We start from the raw sequence: 17,646 nt of genomic DNA on the forward strand, positions 1-17,646 counted from the left end.
CCAGTCCTCCCTCACTGCGCCGCGAAGCGCTCGTCTAGAAGATCGACCCCGCGCGCCACGATATAGATGATGATCATGTAGAGAACGGCTGCAACGCCGAAAATCTCGAACGGTTTGTAGGTTGAACCGATGAAACGCTGCGCCGTATAGGTCAGCTCAACCACTGAAATGGTGGAAACCAGCGCAGAGCCCTTCAGGAGCGCAATCGTATTGACACCGAGAGGGCGGATCATCAGCCGGGCGGCCTGGGGCAGCACGACGAACCGCATCGTCTGCCCTCGCCCAAAGCCGATGGAACGGGCGGCTTCCGTCTGGCCGCGATCAACGCTCTGAATTGCGCCGCGGATCGATTCCGACATGTATGCGCCGATATTCAGCCCCAGTCCGATAACACCAGCGGCAAACGGCTCCAGATTAATGCCAATCTGTGGACCGCCGAAATAGAGAATGAAGAGCTGTACAAGGCAAGGTGTTCCGCGAAAGACGCTCACATAGGCTGCCGCAAGCCATCGCAGGATGACCGAGCGGGACAGACGGCCGTTAACGAGGACCGCTGCGACGGCCAGACCCAACACCAGGGCCAGAGCAGAAATTTGGACAGTCACCCATGCCGCCTCCAGAAAAAACGGGAGGACGCGCTGCATCAACGCAAAATCCATCGGAAAACTCCGGTCAATCGGTTCTCAACCGGCCCGGACATATGCCGGGCCGGGATGACGTATCAGCGAATATCGCTGCCGACCCATTGCATCGAGATCTTCTCATAGGTGCCGTCGGCCATGATCTCGTCGAGAGCCTTCTGCATCGTAGCCTTCAGCTCGGGATTGTTCTTGCGGATGGCGATGCCGATGGCGACGCTGCCGCCTTCGATATCAGGCGTATCGAGCCTACGGACCTTCTGGCCGGTTTCCTTGATCGCCACCATGACCGGGATGTTGTCGACGACGATAGCGTCGACGCGACCGGCATTCAGTTCGAGCATCAGTTCCGGCAGCCCCTTATAGGTGCGAATGGTCCAGCCGCCCTGTTCGCGCGCCCATTTTTCATGGGTTTCACCAAGTGTGACGCCCAGTGTCTTGCCCTTGAGATCGTCGAGCTTTTGAACTGTAGAGTCTTCCTTCACGAAAACCGCGCGGCCCGCGTGATAGTAAGGTCCTACGAAATCCACGGCCTTCTCGCGTTCCGGCGTAATCGTCATGGAGCCGACCACCGTGTCGAACTTGCCTGCCCGAAGGCCGGCGACGATACCATCCCATGCGGTGGTGATAAGCTGTGGCTTAAGCTGCATACGCTCGGCAATCGCCGAACCGATGGAAGCGTCGAAGCCCACGACTTCGTTCTTCTCATTGACGAAATTGAACGGCGGGTACTGGCCGCTCATGGCGATCTTCAACTCGCCCGCTGCCTTGATCTTTTCAAGATCATCCGCCTGTGCAGGCGCAACCGCAAAAACTGCGGCGGTGGCAATCGCGGCCGCGGCAATGAAACCCGTGAATTTGTTAAACATGCTGTTCCCTTTGTTTGTTTTTCTTGAGGCTTTTTGATGCCTTCCAATATTCATGATTGCTTTTATGAATGCATTTAGCAAATAGATAATGGGAATAGATTACATAGATTTCATGAATGGATGATGCCATGTCGCTACATCGCCCCGAACGCCTTGTCTGGGATCTGGACTGGAACCTTCTGCGCAGTTTTGTGGTAATCGCGGAGGTGAAAAGCATCACCCGCGCGGCAGAGCGTCTCAACCTCAAACAACCAAGCGTAAGCAATGCGTTGCGCCGATTGGAAGACCGCATCGGCCAGCGGCTGGTGGAGCGCGACGCAACCCATTTTGAGTTGACGGACGTTGGCAAACTGCTCTACGAGCAAAGTATCGAGGTGTTTGGCGCCATTTCACAGTTGCCGCAACTGGTGCGCGGGGTCGGTGACAATGTGACTGGCCATGTCACCATCTCTGTCGCCAGCCACATCATATCGCCGATCTTCGATCAGGCGCTTGCGCGGTTTCATGAACAGCATCCCAATGCGACACTGACGATCAACGTATCCGCAAGTACAGAGGTCGCGCGGCTTGTGCGCGAGAAACGCGCTTCCTTCGGCCTTGGTCTGGTGAGTAATCGCGACCCCGCGCTGGACTACACCATGGTCTATCGTGAGTTCTTCGGGTTTTTCTGCGGCCCCCGGCACCGGATGTTTGGCCAGTCCGGACTGACCCTTGCCGATCTGAAGGGAGAACCATCGGTTTCGTTCCAGACCGATCATATTGCAGACGCGCTACGACCCGTAGCCCTGTTGCGCAGTGAGGCGCGACTCTCACCTGATGTTGTCGGCACCTCGTCGAGCCTTGAGGAAGTGCGTCGGATGATCATCACCGGGCTTGGCATCGGCCCACTTCCATTACACGTCGCGCGACGCGAGATCGATGACGGCCTTCTCTGGCGTCTGCCGCCATACGACAACCCGCCTGCCATCGATGTTTTCCTGATCCACAATCCTGAAGCCAACCTCAACAAGGCGGAAAAGGCCATGCTGGCCGGACTGAAATCTATTATTGCATCAACGCCCCTTGAGGAGCGCATCTACCAGGATTGAGCCCCGAAGCCCTATCTTCATGGCTGTGCAAGTAGCGTTTCATGATAGGCCCAGAACTCGTCTATGAACCGTTGAGCGAGACTGTTATGAGGACCATTACTGCGGCGAATGACCAAAAATCCGGCGTCAACGAAGCTTGTGAAAGGCCGGATCGCCACACCACGTCCGCGAAAATCGGTTGCCGACGACGGATCGATGATCGTTATGCCGACACCTTCAGCCACAAGCGTCAGCGCTGTGTGCGACAGGCGTGTCTCAATGGTGGCCGACCGTGGAATGCGCGCTAGGGCAACTTCCACGCGCATGGCAAACAGCGACCCCGGCTCCAGCGTGATCATACGTTCATCGGCGAGATCATCCGGTGAAACCTCCGGATAGTCTGCAAGACGATGCCCCAGCGGGACAGCGACAACCGCCGGTATCGCCCGGGTTTCAATATTGAAACCGGGTCTGTCGAGCGGACCGTCGGCAAAACCGAGATCGACCTGACCAGATGCGACGGCCTCAACAACCATCGCGGAAGGAATACCGTTGAGAGAGGCATGGATATTGGGTCGCGCCTTGAGAAAACGGGCGAGAAAGCGCGGCATGATCCCGTTTGCAAGCGCAGGCATAGCCGCAATCCGCAGCATGCCCGCATTCTGACGGCTGATCTCGTCGGCGAAACTCCGGATGCGATTGAGCCCGACATAAGCCCGCTCCACCTCCTGCAACAGCGTCATGGCCGCCTGTGTTGGGACCAACTGGTTTCCGCGACGGTTGAAGAGCTTGAGTTTCGTGTCGATCTCAAAGTCACGGATAAGGCGGCTCACGGCGGGCTGGGTGATCGACATCAGTTCCGCCGCAGCCGTCATTTTTCCGGTCAGCATGACGGTTCGGAACGCTTCGACCTGACGCAGGTTCATGTTTCACCATAATATTTGGTTATGCTTGAGGCTTCATTTCGAATTTGACTGTATTGATCCCCGCTGTCAAACCACTCCCATAAACGTACCGGCGCAGCAAAAGGAACGGACATAAAAAGGGAACTAGGCAGTTGGGTGCGGTCAGCGCATATTTGGATTTGATGGGTTTTGCTGAAGACGGCTGGGGCTACGATATGCTCCGGGCCACCGGCATGACACTCGCGGTAGCCTTTTGCGGCTTTGCGGCAGGTGCGGTGTTCGGTATGATTGCCGCTGCCGCTTCATTTTCATCGCAGCGCATTCTCAGAATTGCGGCTGACGGCTATTCGACAGTGCTTCGCGGCATCCCCGACCTTCTGGTCATTTACCTGTTCTATTTCGGCAGTAGCGCTGTGTTAAGCCAGATCGGCGCGTTGTTCGGCGGGCAAGGCTTCGTCAGTGCGCCAATCTTCATCACCGGTGCACTGGCCATCGGCGTGGTTTCTGGCGCTTACCAAGCTGAAGTCTATCGCGGCGCAGTGCTGGCACTGCCCAAAGGTGAGATCGAAGCTGCCAAGGCCTATGGCATGCCACCGCGTCTGCTGTTTCGCCGCATTATGGTTCCGCAGGCGGCACGCTTTGCCATTCCGGGCATTGGCAATGTCTGGCAGCTTGTCTTGAAAGAGTCGGCACTGATTTCGGTCGTAGGACTGGTTGAGCTGATGCGTCAGGCGCAAATCGGCGCTGGATCAACCCGCAAGCCTTTCACCTTCTTTCTGACCGCCGGGCTGCTTTATCTCGTCATCACATTCATATCGGGCTTGCTGTTCAATAACGCCGAAAAGCGCGTCATGCGCGGCATCCGGAGGGTAGTATGAGCTTTGTCGACCTGCCGTTCATGTTCGACAGTTTCGTTCAGCTGTGCCGGGGTATTCCGCTGACGCTGCAACTGATGGCGCTGTCGGTTATCAGTGGCGCCGTGCTGGCCACCATACTGGCTACGATGCGTCTGTCGGGCAATCTGATACTGGACCTCATTGCGCGAGGTTATATCTTTGTGCTGCGCGGCACCCCGCTGCTCGTGCAGCTCTACATCATCTATTACGGCCTCAGCCAGTTTCCAGAACTGCGCCGGAGCTTTCTCTGGCCGTTTTTGCGGGAACCCTATTGGTGCGCAGTACTGGCTCTTGCACTCAATACGGCTGCCTATAGCGCCGAAATCATTCGAGGCGGTGTTCTGTCGGTTGCGACCGGGCAGATCGAAGCGGCGCGCGCTTATGGCATGAGCGGCTTCACCCTCGTCCGCCGCATTCTGGCCCCACAAGCGTTGCGACAGATGCTGCCCGCCTATTCGAACGAAGTCATCTTGATGGTGAAGTCCACCGCACTGGCATCAACCATCACCATGATGGAGGTAACGGGGCTGGCGGCCAAGTTGATTTCCGCCACCTATCGCCCTGTCGAAGTCTTCATCTGTGCAGGCGCGATTTATCTCCTCCTGAACTTCGTAGTCACCAGAATTTTCAAACTGCTGGAATATCGCTCGTCGGCGGCCCAGCGTCAGCCTGTCATCGTGCATGCCGCCGGAGGGAACTCATAATGCAACGTTTCGAAACGCCTGCGGTCGAGATCAAGAACCTCGAGAAATGTTACGGTGCGCACAAGGTTCTGCATACAGTTTCCTTGCAGGCCCACCAGGGTGAAGTCATCTCCATTCTGGGTGCGTCAGGTTCAGGCAAATCCACTCTGCTGCGCTGCATCAATATGCTTGAAGTGCCGGATGCAGGCAGTGTGGCTATTCACGGCGAGGCATACAAGCTCGACCAACAGCCCGGGCGCGCAGCGCGTCCAGCCGATGCGAAACAGGTTCAGCGGCTGCGCGGTCAGGCGACGATGGTGTTTCAGTCGTTCAATCTGTGGTCGCACCTGACTATCCTCGAAAATCTGATCGAAGCGCCTATCCATGTGCAGAAGCGAAACCGGTCGGAGTGCATTGCCGAGGCTGAAGCACTGCTGGAGCGGGTCGGCATTGCTGATAAGCGCAACTTCTATCCCGCGCATCTTTCTGGTGGCCAGCAGCAACGCGCCGCAATTGCCCGCGCGTTAGCGATGCGTCCGAAGATCATGCTGTTCGATGAACCAACCTCCGCGCTTGACCCCGAACTGGTGGCCGAGGTGTTGAAGGTCATGCGCGATCTGGCGGCAGATGGGCGCACCATGCTGGTCGTGACCCACGAGATGGGCTTCGCCCGCGATGTTTCCAGCCGTGTCGTGTTTCTGCGTCAGGGCGTGATTGAAGAAGAAGGCGCGCCCGACGAGGTTTTCGGCAACCCCAAAAGCGAACGGTTCCGGCAATTCATTTCCAAACAAAACGCATGAACCGATCAATCGGTTTTCTAACAGAGGTGAACATATGAAACTGAAATGCGTCCTTTCCATCCTCGGCGTTCTCGCCGTTGCCCCGACCGCGCATGCCGAAGATGTTGTGCGCATCGCTACCGAAGGTGCTTATGCGCCGTGGAATTTCTCCGGCCCGAACGGTGTGCTGGAGGGCTTCGAGATTGATCTCGCCAAAGACCTTTGCGAGCGCCTGAAAGCGAAATGCGAAATCACCGCCCAGAACTGGGACGGCATCATTCCATCGCTGACCGCGGGCAAGTATGACGCCATCATGGCGGGCATGAGCATCACACCGAAGCGTGAGGAAGTGATTGCGTTTTCGTCACCTTATGCGGCGGCCATCAACTCCTTCGCAGTCATGGAAGACAGCGACCTCGCCGATCTGCCGGAAGGCGGCAAGCCGCTGAATGTCGATTCCGATGCAGCAAAGCCGATTCTCGAAGAAATCGCCAAGAAAATCAACGGCAAGACCGTCGGCGTTCAGGGTTCCACAACCGCTTCGGCCTTCATGGAGCAATATTTCAAGGATGGCGCGGATGTGCGTGAGTACAAGACCGCCGAAGAACACAATTTCGACCTGACCAGCGGTCGTGTGGATGCGGTTGTCGCCAATGCCACAGTTCTTGCGGCTGCGCTGGAAAAGGACGACATGAAGCGCGCAAAGCTGGCTGGCCCGCTGTTTTCGGGCAAGGTCTTCGGCATGATCGGTGTCGGTCTGCGCAAAGAAGATACCGCCCTGAAGGGTCGCTTCGATACTGCCATTCAGGCCGCGATTGCCGACGGCACGGTGAAGAAGCTGTCCGAGAAGTGGTTCAAGGTGGACGTAAGCCCGCAAAACTGAGCCAACACAATCGGGCCTGGCTCTCGTCAGGCCCAACACTGACGACGCTGTGACAACAGATTGAATTTACGAATGCGCAGATTGCCGGACCAAAACATAATCATTATCGGAGCGGGACTGGTTGGCTCTGCCATCGCCTGGGGTCTCGCCCGATCTGGTCTGCGTCCAATGCTTCTCGATGGGGAAGACCTGTCCCTGCGCGCATCCCGTGCCAATTTCGCGCTCATCTGGGTACAGGGCAAAGGCGTAGGGGCACCACACTATGCCCGTTGGACAATGCAATCTGCGCGCCTGTGGCCCGCTTTCGCAGATGAATTGCGGGATGTCACCGGGCTTGATGTGGCGTTGAAACAGACCGGTGCCTTTACCTTCTGCCTCGACGAGCGCGAGCTTCAAATGTTTGCCGGAGACGTCGCGACAGTAGCACGAGAGCTTGGCAATGACGCCCCGGAACACGTTGTACTCGACCACCAGGAAACTGCTAAAATGGTCCCCTCCATCTGCCGGGATGTGATCGGTTCGATCTATTCGCCGATGGACGGCGACGTGAATTCACTGCGCCTGTTTCGCGCATTGCATACGGGCATGATCAACCTCGGTGCTTCCTACGAACCGCATTGTGAAGTCTCGTCCATCACCCCGCAAAACGGCGGCTTTCTCCTGAGTGGCACATGGGGTGAAGTCTTCACGGAACGCGTCATTCTGGCTGCGGGCAACGGCAATGCAGAGCTTGCAAAGAGTGTCGGTCTCGATGCGCCGGTTGTGCGCAGCAAAGGTCAAATTCTTGTAACGGAGAAATGCGCGCCCTTCTTCCCCTATACAGCGGCGACGCTGCGGCAGGCGGATGAGGGTGGTGTCATGATCGGCGACAGTCAGGAAACCCATACGGATCAGATCGCCACCAATCAGGATATCAGCGCAGTTCTGGCCAACAGAGCGGTGCGGACGTTCCCCCATCTGGCCGATGTCAATGTCATTCGCAGTTGGGCCGGATTTCGGGTCAAGACACCGGACGGCTTGCCTGTCTACGAACAATCCGAAAGCCACAAGGGCGCGTATGTCGTCATGTGCCATTCCGGCGTCACGCTTGCAGCCAACCACGCCCTGATCGTGGCGCAGGAAATAGCAGCCGATGCCAAACAACTTGCTGGTGATGCGTTCTCCGGCCGGAGGTTTCATGTCTCCTAAAATGTTCCTGAAAACTGAGACACCAGAGGAAACCGTGACGATCACATTCGATGCGCGCACTTTGACGGTGCCTGCCAATGTAACTGTCGCTGCAGCACTGCTTGGAGAGGGTATCATCCGGCTCAGAGATAGCGTCGTTGGTGATCAGCCGCGAGCGCCCTACTGCCTGATGGGTATCTGTTTCGAGTGTCTAGTCACCATTGATAGTGTTCAGAACCGCCAAGCCTGTATGACGCCCGTTGTCGATGGAATGGTCATTTCTTCGCAGACCGGCGCACGTCGGGTGGAACCATGATCACCATGCTCAAGAGAATTTCTGATATTTATGCGCTCGACGCGTTTTACGACCTTGCCATTATCGGCGCGGGACCGGCAGGCATGTCGGCAGCGGCGGAAGCCAGTATCGCTGGCGCCAAAGTGGTCCTGTTTGACGAGAACCCTGCCGCCGGCGGCCAGATTTACCGTGGCATTGAACACAATACGACTGCCCGCAAACCGTTTCTCGGCACCGACTACTGGCGGGGCAAAGAAGTCCTGCAAGCATTTATCGCCAGCAATGCCACCTATGTGCCACAGGCTCTCGTCTGGAGTGTGGAGCCACGGGATGGCGACGACAGCAACAGCGTCGAACTGCGTGTGTCAGTGGGCGGCAAGAGCGGGATTGTCTCCGCGCGCCGGGTGATCTTCGCGACCGGCGCAATGGAGCGTCCGATGCCTGTCAGGGGCTGGACGTTGCCGGGTGTAATGACCGTTGGCGCGGCACAGATTGCGCTGAAGACTTCCGGCCTCCTGCCCAACGGACGTGTGGTTCTGGCAGGAACCGGTCCGCTCCTCTACATGTTCGCCGCGCAGTTGTTGCAGGCGGGCGGCAAGGTTGCTGCTCTGCTCGATACGACACCCGGCGCAAATTACGCGAAAGCTGCACCGAACCTGCTTTCATTCCTTTTCTCGCCCTATGCCTTGAAGGGGCTTTCCCTGCTTTTGAAGGTGCGCAAGTCGGTGCCGGTTTACTCCGGTGTCACCGAAATAGCCATTGAAGGAAAAGACGAAGCCGAAGCGATCCGCTTTTCGGCCAAAGGCAAGACTCACAGACTTGCTGTCGATAGCGTGTTCCTGCATCAGGGGGTGATCCCCAACAACATTCTCGCCAATGCTTCCGGCTGCGCTCTGGTTTGGAACGACGGTCAGAAATGTTTTCAACCGCAACTCGACGGTAGCGGGCGTTCGTCCATACCGGTCATCTACATCGCTGGTGACGGTAGCGGCATTGGCGGTGCATTGGTTGCCGAGCCCAGCGGGCGTCTCGCTGCGCTCGCGGCCTGTCAGGATATCTTTCCGGCACTGGCAACATCGTTGGCATCAAAAATCGTAAAGCTGAAAGCGCTGGCGCGACGTTTCGAACGTGGTCGATCCTTTATCGATGCGCTTTACCAGCCTGCACCGGCATTTCGCGCACCGACGAACAGACACACGATTGTCTGCCGTTGCGAGGAAGTGACCGTAGGCGCAATCCGCGACGCGGCGGCCTGTAACATCGCCGGCCCGAACCAGCTGAAAACGATGTTCCGCTGTGGCATGGGGCCTTGTCAGGGGCGCCTGTGCAGTTCCACCGTCACAGAAATTCTGGCCGAGGTGCAAAACCGCGCGCCGGAAAATGTCGGCTTCTATCGTCTGCGCGCGCCGGTGAAACCGGTGCCGCTCGGTGAAATCGCAGCCCTACCCCAAACCCCCGATGCTGTCTTCGCCGTTACCGGCGAGCAGCCGGAAAGTTCCCTAACCATCTGAAAGGATTAAACTATGGCTGAGCGTTTCATTCAGACGCCGATCATGCATCGCGTCGTCGAACACAACGGTATTGTCTATGTCGGTGGAACCACCTGTGATGACGAAAGCCTGGATATGGCTGGTCAGACCCGCGAAATCCTCGCCAAGCTCGACAGCTATCTGGCACAGGCAGGCACGGACAAGACCAAGCTTCTGGCAGCCACCATCTTCGTAACAGACCTCAGCAAGAAGCCTGAAATGGATAAGGTCTGGAAGGAATGGATCGATCCTTCGCAGCTGCCAACCCGTGCAACCGTTGGCGTTGCCGATCTGGGCAGCGACACGCTGATTGAAATCGTGGTTTCCGCTTACAAATAATCGACTTTAAAAGCCACTTTGGGTTCTTGAAATGAAAGGCCGCCGACTGTCATGGAGTCAGCGGTTTTTCTCCATCCAAAAGCTATAAGCCATTGGCAGCTATTGTTATCAGCGGACTTAAGTACGTTAATTGTCAGAATTTATATTCTCATTATTCATCGTATATTGGAATACTTTTTATCAACCCCATTCAATAAAGGTATAGTTCAAATTAAAATCTGCAAAATGAAATGTAATTTCAATCGTTTCTGCAATATATCTAATGTCGTTATTTAACAAACAACACCAAACATTCTGTGTGATTTTCCGATATTCGCAGATCTCGCATTCTCAGCGAAGCGACGGCTAAGTTTTCGAAGGGTTATTTGAAAATACCAAACCCTTTTAAGCGTAAAGGACATAGCAATCACCTTGACAACCCGCGATGTTAACAGGGCCAAAGAACCCGTTCGTTCCAATTTCTATTTCCGTTCATGGATGAGCGCTTCTGCTGCGCATTCCAACTTACCTCGGATGAATTCAATCAAAACAGAAGGTCTGCATTTGGTATTAATCGGATCCGCTTAATCGAAGAGCTTTACGCCCGTTACAGTCCGGCAACTATTGGGCACAAGGCTGTCGGCTGGAATGTGATTTGCGGCGCCCCCCACAACCGACTGCAGCAATGCCTTTAAACTACGGCGAGCGCGAAGCGACGTCCGCTGCTCGCATAGGCTGCTAATGAGCAAACTATCCGCTTTCCCGCCCTTCGCGGTCGCTACTAATATTAAAAGAGAAACGACCGCTTTCAGCAAACTTTCCGACAACTCGAACGTCCGACATGAGGGCGCATTACCGACAGACAGCTAAGAGGACCAAAGCGGTCGCTCAGGTTTCGGTGGACGCACTTGGAATTACCGCCAGAAAACAGGACAGGCGTTTATTACCGTTAAATGAGCAACCCGGATTTGCCTGGCCGATACATTGGTATTTGAGGAGATTGCGAACATTTTGGCGTAATTTGCTATCGTGCTGGCGTACTACGATAATGTATTGTCGCGCAACACAGCCTACCTCTTGGTCATCGAAACACAGCGAGGCTGAGATGTTCACCAAAGGAAAGAAGACGGCTCTGGTCACCGGCGCATCGTCGGGCATGGGCAAGTCTATTGCAAAGCGCCTGATCAACGATGGCTATCAGGTTTATGTTTCGGCGCGCAGTGTCGACAAAATGGCGGACCTCGCCGACCTCGGTGCTCAGCCACTGCGCATCGACGTCTCGAAGGACGAAGAGATCGTGGCGGGCGTCGAAACCATTCTGGCCCAGACCGGCGGCGTCGATGTTCTCGTCAACAATGCCGGGTTCGGCCTTTATGGACCGGTGGAAGAAATCCCGCTCGATGAAGCTCGTTACCAGTTCGAGGTCAACATGTTCGGCGCCGCGCGCCTGACGCAGCTGCTTCTGCCCGCCATGCGCGAGAAGAAAGCCGGTACCATCGTCAACATAACGTCCATGGGCGGCAAGATCTACACCGTGCTCGGGGCTTGGTATCATGCAACAAAACATGCGCTGGAAGGCTGGTCGGACAGCCTGCGCCTTGAGGTCGAGCCATTCGGTATCCGCGTTGTCATCATCGAGCCCGGCCTGATCGAAACCGGCTTTGGCGATGCCGGACAGCAGGGTATTGCCGAGCGCTCCAAGAACGGCCCCTATGAAAAGATCGCTAACGGCGTGGTCAAGTCGATGCAGTCCAGCTACGGCCACAATCGCGGCACCAACCCGGACGTCATCGCAGAAACTGTCTCGAAGGCCATAGCATCATCGCGGCCGAAGACCCGCTATCTGGTCGGCGCTTATGCCAAGCCGATGATCTGGATCCGCAAATGGCTCGGTGACCGCATTTTCGACCGTATGATCAAGAGCCAGATGTAAGAGAAAAGCGGAGGTTACCATGTCCAGGTTCCCTGTCGACAAGTGCAAGCTTCCCCAGGCCTTCTGGCGCGCTGTCGAGCGCGCCCGCATCCCGCCCGCCGCATTGCTCCGACAGGCAAAGCTGCCGGTGACATTGCACGTCTCAGACGACGCTTGGGTGACGACGGCACAATACTTTGCGCTCTGGCGTGCCCTTGAAGAGCTGACCGGTGATCCAGCGATCGGCCTGACTCTGACCATCGAGACCGACACATCCGTGCATCCGCCAGCCACTATGTCGGCCTTCTTCGCCAGGGATTTTCGCGATGGGCTGGTGCGTCTGGCCCGGTACAAGCGGCTCTGCACGCCCGAGGAACTCACCCTTGTCGAAAAAGGCCGCGAAGCGCAGATTGTAGTGGACTGGGTCCACGCCGTCGAGTTGGAGCCTGATGCCGCAGCCGATGTGACCTTTGCCGCCATACTGGAGCTGGGACGACGCGGCACCGGCCGGCATATCGTGCCGATCCGGGTGGAGATGAGCCGCCCCGGGCCGCTGAGCCAAGCTCATCGGGACTATTTCGCCGCCCCGGTCATCTTCAACTCATCGCGCAATGTCCTGGTCCTCGACGCTGCCGATCTCGACCGGCCCTTTGCGGGGCACAATCCCGAGCTACTGGCCATTCTGACACCGGCATTATCCAGTGCGTTAAAGGAGATCGACGCGCAAAGCTCCTTGCCCGAACAGGTCAAGATCGTGCTCAAGCGTAGGCTGGCCAGCGGCAAGCCGGAACTGGCCGATGTGGCGGACGCGTTGGGGTTCAGCGAGCGAACTCTCCAAAGGCGCATTGCCGAGGCTGGCACTTCATTCCGGCACCTGCTGGAAGCCTCGCGGCAGGAACTGGGTCGTGACATGCTGGCCAGTGGTGTCAATGGCACTGAGGAAATCGCTTATCTGCTCGGTTATCAGGACACCAGCTCATTCTATCGCGCCTTCCGCGAATGGGAAGGCGTCACCCCAAGCCAATGGCGCGAGGACAATGTCGGTCGTGGAGATGGGTCATTTAAGTCACGAAGGTTATAGCATTTCGAGTGTCCGCTTCATCCCTTCTCTGGCGTTAATCCAGGATAAGCGCTGCCTTGACCGAACGCCCCGCTTGCTCGGCCCGGTTCGGCAGCGATGGACAATTAGAAAATCAGGTTACAAAAGGCATGATATCAATGCCATCACCTGGAAACACCGTAATATGCGGATGATCCAGAAATAGCTTGGCCGCAGCGTCCGCCGTTTCAGCTTCCACCACAAGATAACCGCAAAACGGATTCTTGGCTTCAGCGATCCCCTGCTTCGTCACACGCGTCGTCTTCCCCACCATGCCGCCGCGATCCAGGATGACCGCAGCGTGCCGTTCTTCCCATGCCCTCCACTGTGCTATTCCCTTCGCATCGACCGCATCCTGCTCCGCTTTTGACAGGCGTCGAAAGGATGCGAGGTCTTCAGAATTAATCGTATAAACAGCCAGAAATCTCGGCATCGGAATTCCTCCCTTAGCTTTCAAACGCCTTCAGTCTAGCGTCACCGAGACGAAAATCACGCCTTATGGCTCGTCGTGATCATGCCGATGCGAGAGCGGCCCATGGAATACCGAGCCTCCCCGCCCCTCGTCCCCAGCAACGGCAGTGCAATAATCTGTTCACAAGCTGACTTCGACATTTCACGCATTGACCGCCGTGGTATTCTTTTTGGCAAGCGATGTGACGCCTTCAATTCAAACTTCGAGGCCTTCTAAACGCAATTCCGGATCGGCAGAGCGTTTTTGCGGATATGTCCCGAATTTCGTAAGCGGAGCAAATTGAGTGGCAAATTTATGTTTCTGATTCAAAGTCAAGATCATAAGTATCCGCATCAAGCCCCTCGGTGTTGTCACGTTAAGTTTCTCTGGCCGGAAAGGCCAGGGGCTCGTAGATATTCAGGCGAAACAGGCCGCAATTTTCCATGCATCGAAAGCTTCGAGGCGATGGTAGCGAATTGTGTGTGCGGCTCGGCGACGAGATGGAACAGAGAAACAATTGCGGGTCGCTGAGTGCATGGAGACGAACCGTTGCAACGCTCCAGGTGACCGATGACCTTGCATGGTTCGCTCCCGTTTCCTAAACGGCAGATGGCTATTTTCGGCCCGATTATTGAAGGCCCTTGTGCGACCAATGGTCAAGGCCGGGTGCCACTTCTGCCTTTGCTGCACCGTAGGAGCGGAGCTTATCGGTGATGATCCGTTTGGGAGCAAAGCCATAGCGCTTCATTAACGCCACAAGCAATCGCTTTGCCGCCCTTTTATCACGCCGCTTCTGCAAGATTTCTTCGAGAACGGAGCCATGTTGATCCACCGCACGCCAAAGCCAGAATTTTTCTCCAGCGCATTTGACGACCACTTCGTCCAAATACCAAACATCGCCGGGGCGCGCCTGACGCCGCCGCAAGTTGCGTGTGATCTGGGGGCCGAACTTGGCGATCCAACGACGAACTGTCTCGTATGATACGTCGATTCCACGCTCAAGCAGCATTTCTTCAACTTCACGCAGACTAAGGTTGAACCGCAGATAAAGCCACACCGCATGAGCAACGATCTGTGGCGGAAAACGGTGACGCTTGAAGATGATATCTGATGTCTGCATCGCCAAAATTTACGCCCAAACCGTCAGGCAGGCAACTGCAGCCCAGTTAACGTGACAACACCAGCCCCTCTTATGCCGAGTAAAAGTCAAGAACGACGATCACGGTTTCAGTGCTCAGATAAGGCTTCCTGCCAATTTTGGCCACCATAGAATAAGCCAAGCACAACAACTTCTTGCGCAGTGACATTGAACGCGATCGTTACTCCGCGTTCAAACCCAACGGTTCGCAGCCCTTCGCGTATATCGTTCAGCAAAGTGCCACGTTCAGAAGCGTAGTCGAAGCCGCGTATATAGCTCTCGAGCCTATCAATGTATCCAAGTGCGGTATCAGGCGATGCTCTTTCGGCTATCCAATCATAAAGAGCCACCAGATCCGTTTCCGCTTCCGGGGACAAGACTACGGATCTGCAGATCACTTGCGAACTTTCACGCGTTCAGCATGTCGATTACGAACTGAGGCAAAGGCAGAATCAACGGTCACCGCACGGGATGGATCTGATTTCATCGCATCGTAAGATGCAGAAACCGCATTATTTAACCACCGTTCAATCACTTCATCCCGCTCTCTTAATGCTCGAATACCAGCACGAACAACCTCACTGACTGAAGCGTAATCACCGTTCTTGACTTTGGATTCGATGAAGGCTGCCTGCTCACTAGGAAGGCTAATCGTGCGTTTTTCGATGTTGGCCATTCTTCTTCTCTTTAGCAATGCATCATATCAGGTGTGAACAATTCATACCAGAACTCGAACTCAATGCAAAGGGATCTCGAATTGATGCTAACATCGAACTACGCATTCCCACTTGAGACAAGAACAAAAAGTCATTCAATTTGCCAAAAGCATCTGCCCTTGCATGCATTTCCAGATTGCCAGTCAGAATTTAAGAATGGCAGTAGATAGGCAAATGTTATGATGAAGCTAATTACAAACTATGTGGGTACCGATGCCAATGTCAAACCATCGAAATTGTAAACAGCACGTCTTCCTTCGACATCGCGTAGCTTATACGCCCCAAAAAATCAGCTCTCGTCGCGTAAGAGGGCAACATCAAGTCTGGTCTGTCAACACTCGCACGGTTGGCTCCGCTTCTTTTGATCTTAGCCAAAGGATATGGCTTTCTACATGGTTGTGACATTCCCCAGCGTGTTTTAAAGCTGAGATAAAGCTTCTTCTAAGTCCGCAGAGGCTTCGGGAAATACTGCAAGCAAACGAAGTTAAGAACGGGCAGCTACTCAAGGCACTTTTTTGCGCCTAGCAAAATTACTAACTGTATTGGAATACTTGCCCTTCAGAGTTTAACCGGAACGTTTACCCGACCGTAACACCTTAATCCTTAACAGCAGTCACTGCGATTTCGACCAGCAGGTCGTCAGAGATCAGCGCACCCGCCTGCACCATCGTTGTGGCGGGCCGCACGTCACCGAATATTTGACCGTGCACCCGACCAACCGGTTCCCAATCCGATATGTTGCGCAGGAATATGCGGGTCTCAATAACATCGGAAAGCTCCGCTCCAACTTCCGCAAGCGCCTCGCCTATGCGTTCAAAGACGATTTCCGTCTGCTTTTGAGCATCCCCACGGTGAAGCGCACCGTCCGGGCCGGAAGCAGCCGTCCCAGACACAATGATAAAATTTCCCACTCGCACGGCGCGCGAGTAACCGATTGTCGCGCCCCATTGATTGGTGACTTCCACCTTTTGCTTCTGCATGATGTCCTCACTGTTGCTGAGATGTCTTTTTCAAAGCGCGTTCAAAACTGGAAAGAATTTCGTCGATATCGCTATTTGTCATCGGCGTGGAAAAGGCGATCAATCCGTTACCAGCAATCAGTACGCCTTCATCCAATAATTGTTTAGCAAGCGCGGACACCCTCTTCGCCCCGTCCGCGGCCTGAACCGTGGAACGATAATCGCTAAGGGGGGAATTGGTCATATGCACACGCCGAAGAGAACCTAGCCCCGTGACCTGGCCGTCAACACCATGGACCTGGAACAATTGGCGGACACCCCGTTCAAAGCGCTGTCCGAGGTCCTCAAGTTGTTCAAATCGCTCCGTGGTCAATTCTTCCACCGCCGCCACTCCGCAAAGCATCGACATCGGGTTAGCGCTGAAGGTGCCTCCGTGCGGAACCGCTGGCGCGCCCTTGCTGGGATCAAAGACGGCCATCACCTCGGTTTTTCCACCAATCGCACCGATTGCAAATCCACCGCCAATGACCTTGCCCAGGGTAGTGAAGTCAGGATCGACATCGAACCGACCTTGCGCTCCGTTAAATCCCAATCGAAATGTGATGACTTCGTCCAAAATCAGGAGCGCGCCCAGGTCGCGGGTCACTCGGCGAAGCATCCTCAAGAAATCATGATTTGCCGGGACCAAGCCCGCCCGATTTGGCATGACGTCGACAAGGACAGCAGCGAGCCGGGGTCCCTCCGCGCGGAGAATCGCTTCAGCAAGTTCCGTGTTGTTGAATGGAATGACAACGATATCATCCAAAACGCCTTGCGGCGTGCCTTTTGCCGTCGCGACCGAGGTGGGGTGAGCGACGTTTCCCCAGTTTGAAGCATTGGCGTCCTGGCTGACCTCGGCGGGATCGTATGTCCCATGATAGGCGCCTTCGCATTTTGCAATCTTCGTCCGCCCTGTATACGCTCGGGCTCCCTTGATCGCGTTCATCACCGCTTCGGTGCCGGAGTTTGTGTATCGCAACTGTTCAACGGATGGCAGGCGCTCCGAAAGAAGTTCGGAAAGCCGGATTTCGCCTTCAGTTGACATGCCAAAGCAGAAGCCCAGTTCAAGTTGGCTACGAGCGGCCGACAGTATACGCTCATTGCCATAACCGTGAATAAGCGCGGTAAAATTGCCCAGGGCGTCTATTCGTGTATTGCCGTCCACGTCCACAATGCGGCATCCGTGCCCCCGTTGCGCGTAGATTTGGTGTGGAGTACGAAAAACTGTTGTTCGTGTATTGCCACCGGGCATGACGTTTTTCGCGCGTTCATAAAGGGCGGCTGAATTAGCGGTAGTGGTCAT

General features: G+C 55.5%; 19 protein-coding genes and 1 pseudogene. 11 read left to right on the forward strand and 9 right to left on the reverse strand.

Translation table 11 applies throughout. The features are described from left to right. Positions 1–11 precede the first annotated feature (11 nt). Both D8666_RS20880 and D8666_RS20885 read right to left on the reverse strand, forming a co-directional pair. Positions 12–659, reverse strand: coding sequence for an amino acid ABC transporter permease (locus tag D8666_RS20880; RefSeq protein ID WP_121539264.1), 648 nt, complete (start codon positions 657–659; stop codon positions 12–14). A 62-nt stretch (positions 660–721) separates the two neighbouring features. After that, on the reverse strand, positions 722–1,507 hold the full coding sequence (locus D8666_RS20885; RefSeq protein ID WP_109366391.1) for an ABC transporter substrate-binding protein: 786 nt from the start codon (positions 1,505–1,507) through the stop codon (positions 722–724). A gap of 128 nt (positions 1,508–1,635) precedes the next feature. Between D8666_RS20885 and D8666_RS20890 the strand changes: the two genes are divergently transcribed. Continuing rightward, a complete protein-coding gene (locus tag D8666_RS20890; protein ID WP_109366392.1) occupies positions 1,636–2,595 on the forward strand; it encodes a LysR family transcriptional regulator in 960 nt (319 codons plus the stop codon). Between the two features lie 17 nt (positions 2,596–2,612). Here D8666_RS20890 and D8666_RS20895 read toward each other — a convergent pair whose 3' ends face one another. After that, positions 2,613–3,500, reverse strand: a complete 888-nt coding sequence (locus D8666_RS20895) for a LysR substrate-binding domain-containing protein (protein WP_121539265.1) — start codon at positions 3,498–3,500, stop codon at positions 2,613–2,615. Positions 3,501–3,661: 161 nt separating this feature from the next. Here D8666_RS20895 and D8666_RS20900 point away from each other — a divergent pair, with 161 nt between their 5' ends. From D8666_RS20900 to D8666_RS20945, 10 genes are all read left to right on the forward strand, one after another. Then, positions 3,662–4,357, forward strand: coding sequence for an ABC transporter permease (locus tag D8666_RS20900; protein WP_121539301.1), 696 nt, complete (start codon positions 3,662–3,664; stop codon positions 4,355–4,357). After that, positions 4,354–5,079 carry an ABC transporter permease gene (locus D8666_RS20905; RefSeq protein ID WP_109365737.1) on the forward strand — a complete coding sequence of 242 codons (726 nt, stop codon included), beginning with the start codon at positions 4,354–4,356 and terminating at the stop codon, positions 5,077–5,079. The genes D8666_RS20900 and D8666_RS20905 overlap by 4 nt, the downstream gene beginning before the upstream one ends. Then, the gene (locus tag D8666_RS20910) at positions 5,079–5,858 is read left to right on the forward strand and encodes an ABC transporter ATP-binding protein (RefSeq protein ID WP_109365736.1); all 780 of its coding nucleotides are present in this window, start codon (positions 5,079–5,081) and stop codon (positions 5,856–5,858) included. Before D8666_RS20905 ends, D8666_RS20910 begins: the two co-directional genes overlap by 1 nt. Positions 5,859–5,892: 34 nt before the next feature. Continuing rightward, the gene (locus D8666_RS20915; RefSeq protein WP_121539266.1) at positions 5,893–6,720 is read left to right on the forward strand and encodes a lysine/arginine/ornithine ABC transporter substrate-binding protein; all 828 of its coding nucleotides are present in this window, start codon (positions 5,893–5,895) and stop codon (positions 6,718–6,720) included. A 72-nt stretch (positions 6,721–6,792) separates the two neighbouring features. Further along, positions 6,793–7,908, forward strand: coding sequence for an NAD(P)/FAD-dependent oxidoreductase (locus D8666_RS20920; protein WP_121539267.1), 1,116 nt, complete (start codon positions 6,793–6,795; stop codon positions 7,906–7,908). A 1-nt stretch (position 7,909) separates the two neighbouring features. Continuing rightward, on the forward strand, positions 7,910–8,203 hold the full coding sequence (locus tag D8666_RS20925; protein WP_109365733.1) for a (2Fe-2S)-binding protein: 294 nt from the start codon (positions 7,910–7,912) through the stop codon (positions 8,201–8,203). Further along, positions 8,200–9,693: an FAD/NAD(P)-dependent oxidoreductase gene (locus D8666_RS20930; RefSeq protein WP_121539268.1), complete on the forward strand. Its 1,494-nt coding sequence runs from the start codon at positions 8,200–8,202 to the stop codon at positions 9,691–9,693. The genes D8666_RS20925 and D8666_RS20930 overlap by 4 nt, the downstream gene beginning before the upstream one ends. A 12-nt stretch (positions 9,694–9,705) precedes the next feature. Further along, a complete protein-coding gene (locus D8666_RS20935) occupies positions 9,706–10,050 on the forward strand; it encodes a RidA family protein (RefSeq protein ID WP_109365731.1) in 345 nt (114 codons plus the stop codon). 1,084 nt (positions 10,051–11,134) lie between these two features. Next, a complete protein-coding gene (locus D8666_RS20940; protein WP_121539269.1) occupies positions 11,135–11,962 on the forward strand; it encodes an oxidoreductase in 828 nt (275 codons plus the stop codon). A gap of 19 nt (positions 11,963–11,981) precedes the next feature. After that, entirely contained in the window at positions 11,982–13,022 is a 1,041-nt protein-coding gene (locus D8666_RS20945) for an AraC family transcriptional regulator (RefSeq protein WP_121539270.1), read from the forward strand. 112 nt (positions 13,023–13,134) lie between these two features. On the opposite strand, the gene D8666_RS20950 is transcribed toward D8666_RS20945, so the two are convergent. From D8666_RS20950 to D8666_RS20975, 6 genes and pseudogenes are all read right to left on the reverse strand, one after another. Further along, positions 13,135–13,473 carry a hypothetical protein gene (locus tag D8666_RS20950; RefSeq protein ID WP_121539271.1) on the reverse strand — a complete coding sequence of 113 codons (339 nt, stop codon included), beginning with the start codon at positions 13,471–13,473 and terminating at the stop codon, positions 13,135–13,137. Between the two features lie 435 nt (positions 13,474–13,908). After that, positions 13,909–14,611 (reverse strand): annotated as a pseudogene (locus tag D8666_RS20955) (IS6 family transposase). 107 nt (positions 14,612–14,718) lie between these two features. Continuing rightward, positions 14,719–15,027, reverse strand: a complete 309-nt coding sequence (locus D8666_RS20960) for a type II toxin-antitoxin system RelE/ParE family toxin (protein ID WP_121539272.1) — start codon at positions 15,025–15,027, stop codon at positions 14,719–14,721. After that, entirely contained in the window at positions 15,024–15,305 is a 282-nt protein-coding gene (locus tag D8666_RS20965) for a type II toxin-antitoxin system ParD family antitoxin (protein ID WP_109365726.1), read from the reverse strand. The genes D8666_RS20960 and D8666_RS20965 overlap by 4 nt, the downstream gene beginning before the upstream one ends. Positions 15,306–15,941: 636 nt before the next feature. Further along, positions 15,942–16,325: a RidA family protein gene (locus D8666_RS20970; protein WP_121539273.1), complete on the reverse strand. Its 384-nt coding sequence runs from the start codon at positions 16,323–16,325 to the stop codon at positions 15,942–15,944. A gap of 7 nt (positions 16,326–16,332) precedes the next feature. Continuing rightward, positions 16,333–17,646 carry an aspartate aminotransferase family protein gene (locus D8666_RS20975; RefSeq protein ID WP_121539274.1) on the reverse strand — a complete coding sequence of 438 codons (1,314 nt, stop codon included), beginning with the start codon at positions 17,644–17,646 and terminating at the stop codon, positions 16,333–16,335.

The organism is Ochrobactrum soli, assembly GCF_003664555.1.
Classification (GTDB): Bacteria; Pseudomonadota; Alphaproteobacteria; order Rhizobiales; family Rhizobiaceae; genus Brucella; species Brucella teleogrylli.

Coding starts and splice junctions, on each gene's coding strand:
- D8666_RS20880 (WP_121539264.1), bottom strand. CDS start 659: ATGGATTTTGCGTTGATGCAGCGCGTCCTCCCGTTTTTTCTGGAGGCG.
- D8666_RS20885 (WP_109366391.1), bottom strand. CDS start 1,507: ATGTTTAACAAATTCACGGGTTTCATTGCCGCGGCCGCGATTGCCACC.
- D8666_RS20890 (WP_109366392.1), top strand. CDS start 1,636: ATGTCGCTACATCGCCCCGAACGCCTTGTCTGGGATCTGGACTGGAAC.
- D8666_RS20895 (WP_121539265.1), bottom strand. CDS start 3,500: ATGAACCTGCGTCAGGTCGAAGCGTTCCGAACCGTCATGCTGACCGGA.
- D8666_RS20900 (WP_121539301.1), top strand. CDS start 3,662: ATGGGTTTTGCTGAAGACGGCTGGGGCTACGATATGCTCCGGGCCACC.
- D8666_RS20905 (WP_109365737.1), top strand. CDS start 4,354: ATGAGCTTTGTCGACCTGCCGTTCATGTTCGACAGTTTCGTTCAGCTG.
- D8666_RS20910 (WP_109365736.1), top strand. CDS start 5,079: ATGCAACGTTTCGAAACGCCTGCGGTCGAGATCAAGAACCTCGAGAAA.
- D8666_RS20915 (WP_121539266.1), top strand. CDS start 5,893: ATGAAACTGAAATGCGTCCTTTCCATCCTCGGCGTTCTCGCCGTTGCC.
- D8666_RS20920 (WP_121539267.1), top strand. CDS start 6,793: ATGCGCAGATTGCCGGACCAAAACATAATCATTATCGGAGCGGGACTG.
- D8666_RS20925 (WP_109365733.1), top strand. CDS start 7,910: ATGTTCCTGAAAACTGAGACACCAGAGGAAACCGTGACGATCACATTC.
- D8666_RS20930 (WP_121539268.1), top strand. CDS start 8,200: ATGATCACCATGCTCAAGAGAATTTCTGATATTTATGCGCTCGACGCG.
- D8666_RS20935 (WP_109365731.1), top strand. CDS start 9,706: ATGGCTGAGCGTTTCATTCAGACGCCGATCATGCATCGCGTCGTCGAA.
- D8666_RS20940 (WP_121539269.1), top strand. CDS start 11,135: ATGTTCACCAAAGGAAAGAAGACGGCTCTGGTCACCGGCGCATCGTCG.
- D8666_RS20945 (WP_121539270.1), top strand. CDS start 11,982: ATGTCCAGGTTCCCTGTCGACAAGTGCAAGCTTCCCCAGGCCTTCTGG.
- D8666_RS20950 (WP_121539271.1), bottom strand. CDS start 13,473: ATGCCGAGATTTCTGGCTGTTTATACGATTAATTCTGAAGACCTCGCA.
- D8666_RS20965 (WP_109365726.1), bottom strand. CDS start 15,305: ATGGCCAACATCGAAAAACGCACGATTAGCCTTCCTAGTGAGCAGGCA.
- D8666_RS20970 (WP_121539273.1), bottom strand. CDS start 16,325: ATGCAGAAGCAAAAGGTGGAAGTCACCAATCAATGGGGCGCGACAATC.
- D8666_RS20975 (WP_121539274.1), bottom strand. CDS start 17,646: ATGACCACTACCGCTAATTCAGCCGCCCTTTATGAACGCGCGAAAAAC.